The sequence below is a fragment of the Streptomyces sp. NPDC007095 genome (assembly GCF_040634475.1).
Lineage (GTDB): Bacteria > Actinomycetota > Actinomycetes > Streptomycetales > Streptomycetaceae > Streptomyces.
Genome location: NZ_JBEYFS010000034.1, coordinates 33,747 through 47,941, shown reverse-complemented (window position 1 = coordinate 47,941; position 14,195 = coordinate 33,747). Strand labels below are relative to the sequence as shown.

13 protein-coding genes are annotated in these 14,195 nt (G+C 69.6%); 6 read left to right on the top strand and 7 right to left on the bottom strand.

Annotation, left to right across the window (positions count from 1 at the left end):
- Positions 1 to 31 precede the first annotated feature (31 nt).
- Together ABZ656_RS14425 and ABZ656_RS14420 are read left to right on the top strand one after the other, a co-directional pair.
- Positions 32 to 1,765 carry a peptide-N4-asparagine amidase gene (locus tag ABZ656_RS14425; RefSeq protein ID WP_360267853.1) on the top strand — a complete coding sequence of 578 codons (1,734 nt, stop codon included), beginning with the start codon at positions 32 to 34 and terminating at the stop codon, positions 1,763 to 1,765.
- Between the two features lie 152 nt (positions 1,766 to 1,917).
- Positions 1,918 to 3,384, top strand: a complete 1,467-nt coding sequence (locus ABZ656_RS14420) for a cation:dicarboxylase symporter family transporter (protein ID WP_360267850.1) — start codon at positions 1,918 to 1,920, stop codon at positions 3,382 to 3,384.
- Positions 3,385 to 3,511: 127 nt separating this feature from the next.
- Here ABZ656_RS14420 and ABZ656_RS14415 read toward each other — a convergent pair whose 3' ends face one another.
- The gene (locus ABZ656_RS14415; protein WP_101407650.1) at positions 3,512 to 3,967 is read right to left on the bottom strand and encodes a MarR family transcriptional regulator; all 456 of its coding nucleotides are present in this window, start codon (positions 3,965 to 3,967) and stop codon (positions 3,512 to 3,514) included.
- A gap of 115 nt (positions 3,968 to 4,082) precedes the next feature.
- Here ABZ656_RS14415 and ABZ656_RS14410 point away from each other — a divergent pair, with 115 nt between their 5' ends.
- On the top strand, positions 4,083 to 5,882 hold the full coding sequence (locus ABZ656_RS14410; RefSeq protein ID WP_101407649.1) for an ABC transporter ATP-binding protein: 1,800 nt from the start codon (positions 4,083 to 4,085) through the stop codon (positions 5,880 to 5,882).
- Positions 5,883 to 5,925: 43 nt separating this feature from the next.
- Positions 5,926 to 6,834 carry an endolytic transglycosylase MltG gene (gene mltG / locus ABZ656_RS14405; RefSeq protein ID WP_101407648.1) on the top strand — a complete coding sequence of 303 codons (909 nt, stop codon included), beginning with the start codon at positions 5,926 to 5,928 and terminating at the stop codon, positions 6,832 to 6,834.
- Positions 6,835 to 6,888: 54 nt separating this feature from the next.
- Here the strand turns inward: mltG and ABZ656_RS14400 are convergent, their stop codons facing one another.
- The 5 genes from ABZ656_RS14400 to ABZ656_RS14380 form a co-directional block, all read right to left on the bottom strand.
- Positions 6,889 to 7,986, bottom strand: a complete 1,098-nt coding sequence (locus ABZ656_RS14400; protein ID WP_180362712.1) for an NAD(P)-binding domain-containing protein — start codon at positions 7,984 to 7,986, stop codon at positions 6,889 to 6,891.
- Positions 7,987 to 8,093: 107 nt separating this feature from the next.
- Positions 8,094 to 9,122 (bottom strand): ABC transporter substrate-binding protein, encoded by a 1,029-nt coding sequence (locus ABZ656_RS14395; protein ID WP_101408454.1) that lies wholly within the window; start codon positions 9,120 to 9,122, stop codon positions 8,094 to 8,096.
- A 79-nt stretch (positions 9,123 to 9,201) separates the two neighbouring features.
- Positions 9,202 to 9,993 (bottom strand): ABC transporter ATP-binding protein, encoded by a 792-nt coding sequence (locus ABZ656_RS14390; protein ID WP_360267843.1) that lies wholly within the window; start codon positions 9,991 to 9,993, stop codon positions 9,202 to 9,204.
- Positions 9,966 to 10,853, bottom strand: coding sequence for an ABC transporter permease (locus ABZ656_RS14385; RefSeq protein ID WP_360267840.1), 888 nt, complete (start codon positions 10,851 to 10,853; stop codon positions 9,966 to 9,968). Before ABZ656_RS14385 ends, ABZ656_RS14390 begins: the two co-directional genes overlap by 28 nt.
- Positions 10,854 to 10,985: 132 nt before the next feature.
- Positions 10,986 to 11,054: a putative leader peptide gene (locus ABZ656_RS14380; RefSeq protein ID WP_351433102.1), complete on the bottom strand. Its 69-nt coding sequence runs from the start codon at positions 11,052 to 11,054 to the stop codon at positions 10,986 to 10,988.
- A gap of 149 nt (positions 11,055 to 11,203) precedes the next feature.
- Here ABZ656_RS14380 and ABZ656_RS14375 point away from each other — a divergent pair, with 149 nt between their 5' ends.
- The gene (locus ABZ656_RS14375; protein WP_101407645.1) at positions 11,204 to 11,632 is read left to right on the top strand and encodes a YjbQ family protein; all 429 of its coding nucleotides are present in this window, start codon (positions 11,204 to 11,206) and stop codon (positions 11,630 to 11,632) included.
- Between the two features lie 23 nt (positions 11,633 to 11,655).
- Here ABZ656_RS14375 and ABZ656_RS14370 read toward each other — a convergent pair whose 3' ends face one another.
- On the bottom strand, positions 11,656 to 12,477 hold the full coding sequence (locus tag ABZ656_RS14370; protein WP_360267837.1) for an Lrp/AsnC family transcriptional regulator: 822 nt from the start codon (positions 12,475 to 12,477) through the stop codon (positions 11,656 to 11,658).
- Positions 12,478 to 12,866: 389 nt separating this feature from the next.
- Here ABZ656_RS14370 and ABZ656_RS14365 point away from each other — a divergent pair, with 389 nt between their 5' ends.
- Positions 12,867 to 14,042, top strand: coding sequence for a N(5)-(carboxyethyl)ornithine synthase (locus tag ABZ656_RS14365; RefSeq protein ID WP_101407644.1), 1,176 nt, complete (start codon positions 12,867 to 12,869; stop codon positions 14,040 to 14,042).
- Positions 14,043 to 14,195: the final 153 nt, after the last annotated feature.

Genomic DNA, 14,195 nt, shown 5'->3' with positions numbered 1-14,195 from the left:
GGCGGGCCGACTCCCCCGTAGAACACCGCACATGAGAAGACGGATCGTCATGTCCATGCTCGTCGGAGTGATCCTCTCGGCGAGCACCTTCCTGGGAGCGGGACCGGCCTCGGCGGCACCGCCGGCGGACGCTGTCCGGCCGGTCGGCACCCCCGTCCGGTCGGCGGATCAGACCGCAGACACGCCCCACGACGCGCCCGCCGAGACGCCCACCGGGACTGCTTCCGAGACGCCCAGCGGGGTTGCCGCTGATGCGCCCGCCGAGTTCGGCACCGACTGGCACGACCCCCTGACCGCCGCCCCGCCGGTGGCGAGACCCGCCACCAAGTCCTGCGCGGTGACGGTCGCCGAGGCGCAGTTCCGTGACTTCACGCCGTACCGGGGCACGTACACGCCGCCGGGCGGCTGCGGCGACCGCTGGAGCAAGGTCGTCCTGCGGCTCGACGGCAAGGTCAAGGGACGCCAGTTCGACCGGCTCGGCTATCTCCACATCGGCGGCGTGGAGATCCTCCGCACCTCCACCCCGGAGCCCTCGCCCGACGGCATCCAGTGGTCCGTCGAGAAGGACGTGACCAGGTACAGCGACACGTTCCGGCGCGCCGGCGACGTCGAGATGCTCATCGGGAACGTCGTAGACGACACGTACACCGGAGTCCTCGACGTAAAGGTGGCCCTGACCTTCTACGCGGAGGGCGGCGCCTTGAAGTCCGCCGCGACCCCCGACCGTGTCCTCACCCTCCAGGACGGCACCCTCACCACCCCGCGCAACAGCGAGCGCATCGTCGCCGAGGTGTACGCGACCGGCTCCGGCGGCGGCTGCGAGGAGTACTGGTACCTGACGGTGCCCGACCCCGCCCCGTACTCCTGCAAGGCGGACAGGGGCCCCTACCGTGAGGTGCAGATCAAGGTGGACGGCCAACTCGCGGGCATCGCCGAGCCGTTCCCGACCGTGTGGACCGGCGGCTGGTCCAACCCCTTCCTCTGGTACGTGATCCCGGGCCCGCGCGCCTTCGACATCAAGCCGATCGAATACGACCTCACGCCCTTTGCCGGTCTCCTCGACGACGGTCGTCCGCACCGGATCGACGTCTCCGTCGTGGGCGTCCCCGCGGGCCAGACCGGCTGGAGCGCCCCGGTCGACGTCCTCGTCTGGCAGGACGTGAAGCGCGCGCACGTGACCGGCGCGCTCACCGAGGCCAGGGCGGGCGACCTCACCAACTCCTCGACGTACACGCCCGGTTCGGAAGAACGGCTCGACACCGTGGGCGGACACCGGCTGACGACCGCCGGATACGTCGACACCTCGCACGGCCGGGTGTGGACCACCGTGCGCCGCACGCTCGCCGACACCTCCGCGCACCGCTGGACCGACGGGGAGAACACGGATGCGCTCAAGGCCACCTGGACCGACGACGAGACGGTCACCGTCGACGGGCGGGGACCGGCCGGCGTGACGCGCACCCATCGCACGTACACCATGGACGGCACCACGACGCTCGCCGCGGACGACCGGTTGCGGACCGTCGTGACGCTCGGCGACCGGGCCGCGGTCGACGAGACGCGCGGTGGGCGGCGCACCGCGTGGTCCCGGCTCGACGACACGTACGCGGGAGACGCGACGTATACCGCGAACGTGCCCCGCGACCAACGGCATGCGGTCGGAACGACGAGTGAGCGCTACCGGCTGTACGGCTCGGACGGCTGCTACGACCGCGCTCTGGTCACCGTGCAGGGAGTGCTGGCGCGGGACCGCAGCGACTGCTGAGCCTGCTGGGGCCCTGGGTGGGGAACGGGACGTCTGCTCCAGGATTTACATGGACGTGACACAGAGGTATCCGGCGGCACCGGCAACTCCTCAATAGTGATCGCTACGGAAGGAAGTTTCCGCATACCAGAAGTTCCCTCGGAGGAGTGCCCGTGCCGCCGTCTGTACCGTCCCCGCGACGCGTCGCACGCATACTGCGTACCTCACTGTTCGCGCAGGTCGCCTGCGCGCTCGTACTCGGAATCGTCGTCGGAAGGCTGTGGCCGGACACGGCCACGGCCTTCCAGCCGCTCGGCGACGGTTTCGTACGCCTCATCAAGGCGGTCATCTCACCGCTCGTGTTCTGTGTGGTGGTCGTCGGCATCACCAAGGCCGGTGACCTGAGGGCCTTCGGCCGGATCGGGCTCAAGGCCCTGATCTGGTTCGAGGTCGCGTCCACCGCCGCGCTGCTCCTCGGGCTGATCGCGGCGAACGTCGTCGGTCCGGGCTCGGGTATGCACGCCGATCCCTCGAAGCTCGACGCCTCGGCCGTCGACGGCAAGACCGGCGGCGGCTCGCTCCCGTCGACCGGCGAGTTCATCCTGAACGCGCTTCCGCAGAGCGCGGTCGGGGCCTTCGCCGAGAACTCCCTGCTCCAAGTCCTCGTCCTCGCCTGCCTGGTGGGCGCGGCACTGCTCCACCTCGGCAACACCAAGGTGCCCAAGGTGCTGCCCGCCATCGAGCAGGTCCAGGACGTCGTCTTCGCGATCGTCGGCTTCATCATGAAGCTGGCCCCGCTCGCGGTGTTCGGCGCGATGGTCCACCTGGTGGGGGAGTACGGGCTCGGCGTCATCAAGACGTACGGCAAGCTGATCGTCCTGTGCTACACGGTCGCGCTGCTGTTCCTCTCGTTGCTCGCCGTCGCCCTGAAGGCGGTCACCGGGCTCAGCCTGTGGAAGTTCGTCCGTTACACCCGCGAGGAGATGCTGCTCGCGCTCGGTACCGCCTCCAGTGAGACGGTCATGCCCCGCATGATGCAGAAGCTGCGCCAGGCGGGCTGCCGCGACGACGCCGTGGGCCTGGTCCTGCCCACCGGCTACTCCTTCAACCTCGACGGCGCCTCGATCTACCTGTCCATCGGCACGCTCTTCATCGCGCAGGCCGTGGGGGTGGATCTGAGCCTGGGCCAGCAGATCACCGTCGTCCTGGTCCTCATGCTGACCAGCAAGGGCATGGCGGGTGTGCCGGGTTCGGCCTTCCTCGCCCTCTCCGCGACGGCCTCCTCGCTCGGTGTCATCCCCGCCGGAGCGGTCGCTCTCCTTCTGGGCGTGGACCGCATCATGGACTCGATGCGCGTCGCGACGAACCTGCTCGGCAACTGCGTCGCCGTCTTCGCGGTGTCCCGCTGGGAGGGCGCGCTCGACACGGAACGGGCGAAGAAGATGCTGGACGGCGAGATCGCTTTCGTGGAGGAGGACGACGCGCCGCGGAGGCAGGAGTCGCCGACGCAAGAACCGGGGTCCGCATCGACCAGGGCGGACATCCCCGCCCGGTCGGCCGAGGTGAAAGTCCCCGCCCGGTCGGCCGAGGCGGAAGTCCCCGCCCAGTCGGCCAAGGAACCTGCCCCCGAGGTCGGTTGACCGACCCGGGACGGGTCACCGCCCCGGATCCCCGGAACGGGCCGCGGCACCCACTCCAGTCGTACGGAGTGGGTGCCGCGGCCCGCCGCTTTGTCCGCCGCGCCACGAGCGCGCCAATGACAACCCCTCAGCAGCGCTGCTCAAGCCTGGGCATGCCGTCCACCAGCGTGTCCAGCAGCCCCCCGAGTATTTCGCGCTGCTCGTCCGTCAACGGCGCCAGGATCTCCTCCGCGGCCGACCGGCGTGCGCCGCGCAGCTCCCGCAGTGCCTCGCGCCCCTCGTCCGTGACCTCGATCCGGATCACCCTCCGATTGGTGGGATCGGGGACCCGGCGCACCTTCCCGCTCGCCTCCAGGCCGTCGACCAGCGTGGTCACGGCCCGGGGCACCACCTCCAGGCGCTCGGCGAGATCGGCCATGCGCGGGGGTGAGCTGTAGTGCGCGAGCGTGCGCAGCAGCCGCGACTGGGCCGGGGTGATGCCCAGCTCGCGCTGCTCCAGGTGCCGCTTCTGGATGCGGTGCACACGTCGGGTCAGCCGCAGCAACTGCTCGGCGAGCAGGCCGTCGGCATCGGGGGTGGTCATGCGGGAACAATATCAGGATGCGGTTCATTGTGAGTATAGGTAACAATGAGCTAGGCTCCGCCAGTCATCGTTTGCCTGCCCTGCGTAGCCGTCGTCTCACCTCCCGTAGGAGCCCATGCGTCCCGACCAATCCACCTGGACCCCGTCACCTGCCGAGGGCGAACAGCCACGGCAGGTGCGCCGCATCCTGAAGCTGTTCCGGCCCTACCGCGGCCGCCTCGCGATCGTCGGCCTGCTGGTCGGCGCCTCGTCCCTGGTCACCGTAGCGACCCCCTTCCTGCTGAAGGAGACCCTGGACGTCGCGATCCCCCAGGGCCGCACCGGTCTGCTGAGCCTGCTCGCGCTCGGCATGATCCTCAGCGCGGTCGTCACCGGCATCTTCGGCGTCCTGCAGACCCTGATCTCCACGACCGTCGGCCAGCGCGTCATGCACGACCTGCGCACCGCCGTCTACGGACGGCTGCAGCGCATGTCGCTCGCCTTCTTCACGCGGACCCGCACCGGCGAGGTCCAGTCCCGCATCGCCAACGACATCGGCGGCATGCAGGCGACCGTGACCTCCACCGCCACCTCGCTGGTCTCCAACCTCACCAGCGTGGTCGCCACGATCGTCGCGATGGTCGCCCTGGACTGGCGGCTCACCGTGGTCTCGCTGCTCCTGCTGCCGGTCTTCGTGTGGATCAGCCGCCGCGTCGGCAACGAACGCAAGAAGATAGCGACCCAGCGTCAGAAGCAGATGGCCGCGATGGCCGCCACCGTGACCGAGTCGCTTTCCGTCAGCGGCATCCTGCTCGGCCGCACCATGGGCCGCGGCGATTCGCTCACCAAGGCGTTCGAGGCCGAGTCCGACAGCCTGGTCGACCTCGAGGTGAAGTCGAACATGGCGGGCCGCTGGCGCATGTCCGTCATCGGCATCGTCATGGCCGCCATGCCGGCCGTCATCTACTGGGCCGCGGGCATGGCCCTCCAGTTCGGCGGCCCGTCCGTGTCGATCGGCACGCTCGTCGCCTTCGTCTCGCTCCAGCAGGGTCTGTTCCGGCCGACGGTCAGCCTGCTGTCCACCGGCGTCCAGATCCAGACCTCGCTCGCGCTCTTCCAGCGCATCTTCGAGTACCTCGACCTGCCCATCGACATCACCGAGCCGGAGCGCCCGGTCCATCTGGACCAGGTCAAGGGCGAGATCCGCTTCGAGGACGTCGAGTTCCGCTACGACGACAAGAGCGGCCCGATCCTCGAGGGCATCGACATCACCGTCCCCGCGGGCGGCAGTCTCGCCGTCGTCGGCCCGACCGGCTCCGGCAAGTCCACGCTCAGCTATCTGGTGCCACGGCTGTACGACGTCACGGGCGGCCGCGTCACGCTGGACGGCGTCGACGTACGGGACCTCGACTTCGACACGCTCGCCCGCGGGATCGGCGTCGTCTCCCAGGAGACGTACCTCTTCCACGCCTCGGTCGCGGACAACCTGCGCTTCGCCAGGCCCGACGCCACCGACGAGGAGCTGCAGGCGGCGGCCAGGGCGGCCCAGATCCACGACCACATCGCGTCACTGCCCGACGGGTACGACACGGTCGTGGGTGAGCGCGGCCACCGGTTCTCCGGCGGCGAGAAGCAGCGCCTCGCCATCGCTCGCACGATCCTGCGGGACCCGCCGGTTCTCATCCTCGACGAGGCGACCAGCGCCCTGGACACCCGCACGGAGTACGCCGTGCAGGAGGCCATTGACGCCCTGTCGGCCAACCGGACCACGCTCACCATCGCGCACCGGCTCTCCACAATCCGTGGCGCCGACCAGATCGTCGTCCTGGACTCCGGCCGCGCGGTCGAACGCGGCACGCATGAGGAGCTGTTGGAGCGGGAGGGGCGCTATGCGGCGCTCGTCCACCGGGACGCCCAACTGGAGTCGACAAGATGACGATATGTCGGGTTTATAGGCTTTAGCGGGTTACCGTGCCCGCATGCAGATGAACACTCCGCCACGGAGCACGATTCGACTGACGCGCCGGGGCCGGGTCGCCCTCATCGCGACCGGAGCCGTCGTGGCGGCCACCGCCGTGGCGGTGCCGCTGCTCACCCTGACCACGGACGACGAGGAGACGCGGCCCACGTCCCTCGTCATCCGGGAGGGCTGGCGCACCGGCCAGGTCTACGAGGCTGTCGACAAGGCCCTCGCGCTGCCCCTGGGATCCACCAAGAAGTCCCTGGCCAAGGCCAACCTCAAGTTGCCCAATGACGCGGAGGGCAACCCCGAGGGCTACCTCTACCCGGCGACGTACCCCCTCGACAAGACGGCGACCCCCGAGTCCCTGCTGGCGCTCATGGTCAACACCGCGAACAAGAAGTTCAGCGGCAGTCCCGTCACCGCGGGCGCCCAGCGCAACGCGATGAACATCTATCAGGCGATCACCATCGCGAGCATCATTCAGGCCGAGGCGGTCACCAAGGCCGACATGGGCAAGGTGGCCCGGGTCATCTTCAATCGCCTGGAGCGGGGCATGCCGCTGCAGATGGACTCGACCCTCAACTATGCGCTGAACCGCTTCACGCCGACCACGACCACGAACGACACGAAGCTCGAGAGCCCCTATAACTCGTACCAGCGCATGGGGCTGCCGCCCACACCGATCGCCAACCCCGGTGAAGCCGCGATGCGTGCCGCGATCAATCCCACGCCGGGCGGCTGGTTGTACTTCGTCACGGTCAAGCCGGGCGACACCCGGTTCACGGCCAGCTACGAGGAACAGCAGAGGAACGTCGCCGAATTCAACCGGCTCCGGAGGAGCGCCTCCCCCTCGGCCTCCCCCTCGAACTCGAACGCGATTTCGACCTCGGTCCCGGGCTCGCCATCCGCCTCGACCCCGCGCTGAAGCCCGGTGCCCGGTCGACCCAGCCCACGAGGTCTCCGAGCCGGCCGCGGGGCATCAGGCGCCGACGGTCACTCCCGCCAGCAGCCGCCTGATGTCCCGTACCGCCGCGCGCCCGGCCCGGTTGGCGCCGATGGTGCTGGCGGAAGGCCCGTACCCGACCAGATGGATCCGGGGATCGGCGAGCGCGCGCGTCCCCTCGACGCGGATGCCGCCGCCCGGCTCACGCAGCCGCAGCGGCGTCAGATGGTCGAGGGCGGCACGAAAACCGGTCGCCCACAGGATGACGTCCGCGTCGACGTGACGGCCGTCAGCCCATTCGACGCCGTCCGGGGTGATCCGGTCGAACATCGGCTGCCGGTCCAGCACGCCGTCGGCCAGAGCCTGCCGGATCGCGTCGTTCAGCGGCAGCCCCGTCACCGACACGACACTCTTGGGAGGCAGCCCCTGCCGGACCCGTTCCTCCACCAGCGCGACGGCCGCGCGCCCCACGTCCTCGGTGAAGGGTCCTTCACGGAAGACGGGCGGCCGCCGTGTCACCCAGGTCGTCGCGGCCGCGTACGGGGCGATCTCCATCAGATGCTGGGTGCCGGACGCGCCGCCGCCCACGACGACCACCCGCTGCCCGGCGAACTCCTCGGGCCCCGGGTACTGCGCCGTGTGCAACTGCCGCCCACGGAAGGTCTCCTGGCCCGGATAGCGCGGCCAGAACGGCCGGTCCCAGGTGCCTGTGGCATTGATCAGCGCCCGCGTCGACCACGTACCGTCGGAGGACTCGACCAGCAGCCGCCCGCCGGCACCTTCTCGCACGGCGCGCACGTCCACCGGCCGCCGTACCCGCAGGTCGAAGGTGCGCTCGTAGGTGTCGAAGTACTCCGCGATCACCTCGGAGGACGGCCGCGCCGGGTCCGCGCCCTCCAGTTCCATACCGGGCAGGGAGTGCATCCCGTGCACCTTGCCGTACGTCAGTGACGGCCATCGGAACTGCCAGGCGCCGCCCGGACGCGGTGCGTGATCCAGCACCACGAAGCCCCGCTCCGGTTCGAAACCGCCCCGCCGCAGGTGATAGGCGCTGGACAGTCCTGCCTGTCCAGCGCCTATGACGACGACATCGACCTCGCGGACTTCGCGCGCCTGCACCCCGGTGTTGTTCACGCTTCCACTAACTCGACCGGGGTGCGGGATCTTCCCGAACGGCGAAGCCTGTGAGCCACCCGACGCGCGACCTCTGTCGGGCAGGAACCGGTACAGACGGATGGTGGTCAGGAGTCCTTGTAGACGCGGGGCGTGGTGGTGGAGGGCGGCAGTCCGCCGTTGAATCGGCTGTCCACGAAGGCGGCGAAGTCGACCTTGCCCGGGATCAGCTTCAGTTCGGTGAAGGTGTCCGCGATCTGCTGCTCCGACGCGATGAGCGGCTTGTCGACGGCGACCGCGATCCGGCTGGCGTTGGTGCGCTTCACCGAGGCGAGCGCCACCTCGTACGGCAGTCCGGTGTCCTTCGCCCACGCCTTGGCCCAGGCGTCCGGATGCCGGTACACCCAGTCCTGGGCGCGCCGCAGCCGCCCCAGATAGTCCTTGATGGCTGCGGCCTTCTTGGTGTCCTTCAGCGCACTCGGTGCCGCCACCTGGAAACTGAGCCCGTTGACGACGCCGTCCCCGTCGGTCAGGATCCGGCCCTGCTTGGTGTCGAGGACCTGTGAGGTGTACGGGTCCCACACCGCCCACGCGTCCACCTTGCCGCCGGTGAACGCGGCGAGCGCGTCGGCGGGCTGCAGATACTTGACCTTCACATCGCTCAGCTTCAGACCGGCCTCCTTGAGCGAGGCGATCAGCTGGAAGTGCGCGGACGAACCCTGCGCCACGGCGATGGACCTGCCCTTGAGCTCCTCGGGTTTCCGCAGCGACGAGTCCTTCGGTACGAGGATGGCCTCGCCCTTGGACGTGCCGTGCCAGGCGGCCACCACCGAGACCTTCGAGCCCGCGCCGGCCGCGAAGACCGGCGGGGTGTTGCCGACGCCCCCGATGTCGACCGCCTTGGCGTTGACGGCCTCCAGGAGGGGTGGACCGGATGTGAACGTCGACCACTTGATCTTGTAGTTGAGGTTCTTGAGTTCTCCGGCGGCCCGCAGCACCGCCTCGGAACCACCCTTCTGGTCACCGACGTTGAGCGTGAGGGAACCCTTGCCATCGGTTCTGGCCCCCGCGGTGTCGGCGGCCGAGTTCCCGCCGCAGGCGGCCAGTAGCAGAGCCGGAGGGAGGAGCAGAGCGGCGGGGACGAGGTGTCGGCGCATGGCGATTCCGTTCGACTGGTTCAGGTGAAGTGACTGTGAGGTGACGGCGAAGGGCGACTGATGGGTGGGGAGGGGGAGCTCAGACGACGGTGTCGACGCCCAGGCGCTCCAGGAGGCCGGCACGCAGTTCGGCGAAGCGGGGGTCGGCGATGTCGCGCGGCCGGTCCAGGTCGACCTGGGTCTCGTGCGCGATGACACCGCCGTCCATGACGAGGACCCGGTCGGCGAGCAGCACGGCCTCCTCGACGTCATGCGTGACCAGCAGCACGGCACAGCCGCGGCGCCGCCACAGTTCGCCGACGAGCCGCTGTGCCTTGATGCGGGTGAGGGCGTCCAACGCGCCGAACGGCTCGTCGAGCAGCAGCAGATCGGGTTCGCGGACCAACGCGCGGGCCAGCGAGGCACGTTGGGCCTCGCCACCGGAGAGCGTCTTGGGCCAGGCGTTCGCGCGGTGGGTGAGTCCGACCTCGGTCAGCGCCTGCTCGGCGACGGCACGTTCGGGCTTGCCGGGCAGGCCCAGCAGGATGTTGCGCCACACCTTCTTCCACGGCATGAGCCGGGGCGCCTGGAACGCGACGGCCTTGCGCCGCGGGACGAGCACAGTGCCCTCGATGTCACGGTCGAGCCCGGCGAGGATGCGTAGCAGCGTGGACTTGCCGCAGCCGCTGCGGCCGAGCAGAGCCACGAACTCGCCGGGACTCACGTCGAGTCGGAGGTCGTCGATGACGGCGCGCCCGTCGAAGGAGCGGGTCAGTCCCTGCACGCGTACCGCGGGGGCCTGGGTGGTCGGGTGTTGCCGACCGGTCGCGGTCTTCGGCTCGGCGGTGGCGCCCTTCTCGAGGGTCACCGGCCCGTGAACGTCGGTCGCCATTGCAGCAGCAGCCTTTCGAGGGAGCGGACGATGAAGTCGGCGAGCAGGCCGAGAAAGGCGTAGACGATCAAGCAGACCACGATCACATCGGTCCGCAGGAAGTCACGGGCCTGCACCATGAGGAAACCGATCCCGGCGTCCGCGTTGATCTGCTCGGCGAAGACGAGCGCGAGCCAGGCGATACCGAGGGAGTAACGAAGCCCGGTCATCGCCCCGGGCAGCGCGCCCGGCAGCACGACATGCCGGACCAGCCCCCACCGGGAGAGGCCGAGGGACTCCCCGGCCTCGATGAGCTGGGAATCGACGCCGCGGATACCGGCGTACACGTTCAGATAGAGGGGGAAGGACACCCCCAGCGTGATGATCGCGATCTTCGGGGCCTCGCCGATGCCGAACCAGATGATGAACAGCGGTATCAGTCCCACGAAGGGCACCGTCCGCAGCATCTGGACGCTCGCGTCCACGAGGTCCTCGCCGACACGGAAGAGCCCGGAGACGAGAGCGAGTCCGGTGCCGACGAGGGTTCCGAGCAACAGCCCCACCGCGACGCGCTGCAAAGAGACGCCCATCGCGTTCGGCAGCGAACCGTCGGCGATCAGATTGCCGCCGACCCGTGCGATGGTGCCCGGAGAGGCGAGGATGTCGGGGGTCAACACCTCAGTGCTGCTGAGGAGTTGCCACAGCGCGAGCAGCAGGAGCGGGCCGGAGGTGCGGCGCAGCCAGCGGGGCACGCGGGTGCGGCGGGTGGAGAGGGGGACGATCGGAACGAGCTCGGCTGGCGCCGACCGGGCCGCACCACTTTTTGATATATCCGATATATCGGGCTCGGAAGGGCTGGGCGGGGCATGGCTGATGCTCATGAGTGCTCCACGGGGAGGAGAGCGGCCGGAGAGGAATACGCCGTGGCTCCGCCGCGTCAGCGGCTCAGGGCGAGCCGCGACGTGCGGGTGGAGCGGAGCGAGGGCGCGGTGGAACGGGGGAGTGAAAGGGCGTCAGCGGCCGCGGCGACACGCGGCGGAGGCCACCCGCAGCAGGTCGATGTGACCGCGCGTGGTGAGCATGGCTGAACGCAACATGCGGGTGAAAGTAGCCAGGTGCTCCATGCCCGGTCAATGGTGTCTCGCGGAATGGAACGCGGAATGGAACGCGTGTACAAGGGTGCGGGCTGTCGGTCGTGTGCGGAATCCCGCGGACGGGTGAGAATCGGGTCATGCCCGATGCCTTCACCACCCGAGTCCTGAACGTCGCCACCGGTTCGGCGGAGACGGTCGTCGACCTCACCCGCGACTGTGAGGCCTTCCTCCGAGAGGTGGCGGCGGGCCGCGACGGCCTCCTGAATATCTTCGTGCCCCACGCCACCGCCGGTGTCGCGATCATCGAGACCGGCGCCGGAAGCGACGACGACCTCCTCGCCGCGCTGCACTCCCTGCTCCCCGCGGACGACCGCTGGCAGCACCGCCACGGCAGCCCCGGGCACGGCCGTGACCACGTACTCCCCGCCGTCGTCCCGCCCCACGCGACGCTTCCGGTGCTGGGCGGGAGGCTGGAAATGGGGACGTGGCAGTCGGTGTGCCTGGTGGACACGAACAGGGACAATCCCAACCGTCAGGTGCGGCTGAGCTTTCTTGGCGCTGCCTGACGCCGGGCCGGCGCTTTCGCTGCTCAGGTGGGCCCGCACTGCACTGCAGAACCTGTCCCGTGGTCCGCTCCACGGCGGCGGGACGCGGTCCGTGCGGGTGCCTGAGGGGGTACGAATCCGGTGCGTCGGCCGTCCCGGTCCAGTAGGTGCCCCATGTGTTTGACCGTGCGCAGGACCACCGAACGGTCGGCGACCGTGAGGCGAGGCAGCCTGCGTGACAGATGGGCCTCGAAGGCATGCACGTCACGCAGGTCGCGAAGCCAGACATCGATCACCAGGTTGTGCGGGCCGGCCGTGATCGCACACGACCGGACCTCCCGCACCCCGGCCAGCACCCTGCTGGTCTCCTCCACGTGCCGGCCCGGTACCGAGGCGAAGTACACGGCGGACAGCGGCCGTCCCGACAGCGGCCCGGCCAGATCGCAACGCAGGCTCAGCTGTGAAGCGAGCAGCGACTGCGGTCCCCGCGGACGACCGCTGGCAGCACCGCCACGGCAGCCCCGGGCACGGCGCTTGCGGCGCATCGTGGTGAGGCTCGTGTCGGTCGCCGCCGACAGGTCGCGCACCGACATCCGCCCGTCCACGCTCAGCAGTTCGAGCACGCGGGCGTCCAGGTCGTCCAGGCGTGCCTCGGCCGCGGGTACGGACCGGCCGGGTGGGGGAACCGCCGCCTCGATGCGCGCGCTCCGGGCCTCGTCCAGACTGCGCAGCCGCCATCGGCTGCCCTCGGTAGGGACGCCGGTCGGCACATGCGTACGCGTCGCCCGCACCCCTGGCGTCCGCTGGAACAGCAGCGTGGTGATGCGGGCCGGTTCGTCCAGGCTCCGAGCCTGTACGGCGGCCATCCAGATCGCGGCCGCCCGTCGTGAGCTTGATGTTCGCCACCGCTGGGTCCGTCGCGAGGGCCTGCGCCATGATGACTCGGGCGACAACGACAACTGACTCCCGGCGGCCGCGCCCGTGGGGGACGGGGGTACGGTGGTGCCACCGAGCGCACCTCGCATGCCGTCATCCGTTTCGGCGTCGTTCTCGGGGAACGGCAAGGCCCGGGCCCACGTGGTCCGGCCGGAAATGAGCCGCCCCATGCCTCCTGGCCAGCGCAATTGCGCCGTCTTCCGTATTCCGTCCCGCGCCCCGCGTTAGCGGACCTCTTGGTTCTCACGCTGTTTCCGAGGCCTCCGGCACCTCGCTTCACACACCCGCGATGAACAAGAGTGAAATGACAAGGAAGCGCATGAGCCTGATGAGCCTGGGAGTGCTTGCCTCCTCCCGCAAGGAGAACGAGTTCCGGTTGCCGTTGCACCCCGGCCACCTCGACCGGATCGCCCCGGACGTACGCGAAAAGATCTTCCTCGAAGAAGGCTACGGCCGGCGGTTCGGCGTCGGCGACGACGCTCTGCGACCGCTCGTGGGAGGCCTGCGCTCCCGAGAGCGGCTCCTCGCCGAGTGCGATGTGCTGCTGCTGCCCAAACCGATGCACGACGACATCGCCGAGCTGCGCGAGGGTCAGGTGCTGTGGGGATGGCCGCACTGTGTGCAGGACGAGAAGATGACCCAGATCGGCATCGACCAGAAACTGACCCTCGTCGCCTGGGAGGCGATGAACCACTGGACGTCCACCGGGGCCTTCAGCGTCCATGTGTTCCACAAGAACAACGAACTCGCGGGCTATTGCTCGGTGCTGCACGCCCTGCAGCTCGGTGGGCTGACCGGTAGTTATGGCCGCCGCATGCGTGCGGTGGTCATCAGCTTCGGCGCCACGGCGCGCGGAGCGGTCACCGGCCTCGGCGCCATGGGAGTCTCCGACGTCACAGTGCTCACCCAGCGCGCCGCGGCGGCCGTGGCCTCGCCGATGCCGTCGGTCGTGATGGGCCACTTCGAGGAGCAGGAGGACGATCCGTCGCGGCTTCGCGCCCTCACCGCGGCCGGTCCAGTGCCGCTCGCGGAGTACCTGGCCGGGTTCGACATCATCGTCAACTGCATCCGGCAGGACACCGACGCGCCGCTGATGTTCGTCACCGACGAGGAGCTAGCCCTGTTCCGGCCGGGCACCTTCTTCATCGACGTCGCCTGTGACGCGGGCATGGGCTTCGAATGGGCCCGTCCGACCACCTTCGGCGAGCCCATGCCCTCGGTGGGGCCGGACTGCCACTACTACGCGGTGGATCACAGCCCGTCCCACCTGTGGAACTCGGCCACATGGGAGATCAGCGAAGCGCTCCTTCCCTATCTCCGCAAGGTCATGAGCGGCCCCGCTGCCTGGGATGCCGACGCCACGGTCAGAAACGCCATCGAGATTCGCGACGGTGTGGTCCAGAACCCGAAGATCCTCTCCTTCCAGCGCCGGTCGGCCGTGTACCCCCACGCCATCGAGGTCCCGGCGCTGCGCCCCGCCGCACAGGTGGCCTGACGACGCCTGGGAGAGTCCGCGCAGCAGGTCTGCGTGGGCTCTCCCGGCCGGTCTGGCGGTCTGGCGGTCTGGCGGTCTGGCGGTCTGGCGGTCTGGCGGTCTGGCGGTCTGGCGGTCTGGCGGTCTGGCGGTCTGGCGGTCTGGCGGTCTGGC

Bases quoted from the DNA above. Each gene is read 5' to 3' on its own strand.
- ABZ656_RS14415 (WP_101407650.1), bottom strand. From the start codon at position 3,967: ATGACCACCCCCGATGCCGACGGCCTGCTCGCCGAGCAGTTGCTGCGG.
- ABZ656_RS14395 (WP_101408454.1), bottom strand. From the start codon at position 9,122: ATGCGCCGACACCTCGTCCCCGCCGCTCTGCTCCTCCCTCCGGCTCTG.
- mltG (WP_101407648.1), top strand. From the start codon at position 5,926: ATGCAGATGAACACTCCGCCACGGAGCACGATTCGACTGACGCGCCGG.
- ABZ656_RS14385 (WP_360267840.1), bottom strand. From the start codon at position 10,853: ATGAGCATCAGCCATGCCCCGCCCAGCCCTTCCGAGCCCGATATATCG.
- ABZ656_RS14390 (WP_360267843.1), bottom strand. From the start codon at position 9,993: ATGGCGACCGACGTTCACGGGCCGGTGACCCTCGAGAAGGGCGCCACC.
- ABZ656_RS14410 (WP_101407649.1), top strand. From the start codon at position 4,083: ATGCGTCCCGACCAATCCACCTGGACCCCGTCACCTGCCGAGGGCGAA.
- ABZ656_RS14425 (WP_360267853.1), top strand. From the start codon at position 32: ATGAGAAGACGGATCGTCATGTCCATGCTCGTCGGAGTGATCCTCTCG.
- ABZ656_RS14375 (WP_101407645.1), top strand. From the start codon at position 11,204: ATGCCCGATGCCTTCACCACCCGAGTCCTGAACGTCGCCACCGGTTCG.
- ABZ656_RS14370 (WP_360267837.1), bottom strand. From the start codon at position 12,477: ATGGCCGCCGTACAGGCTCGGAGCCTGGACGAACCGGCCCGCATCACC.
- ABZ656_RS14365 (WP_101407644.1), top strand. From the start codon at position 12,867: ATGAGCCTGATGAGCCTGGGAGTGCTTGCCTCCTCCCGCAAGGAGAAC.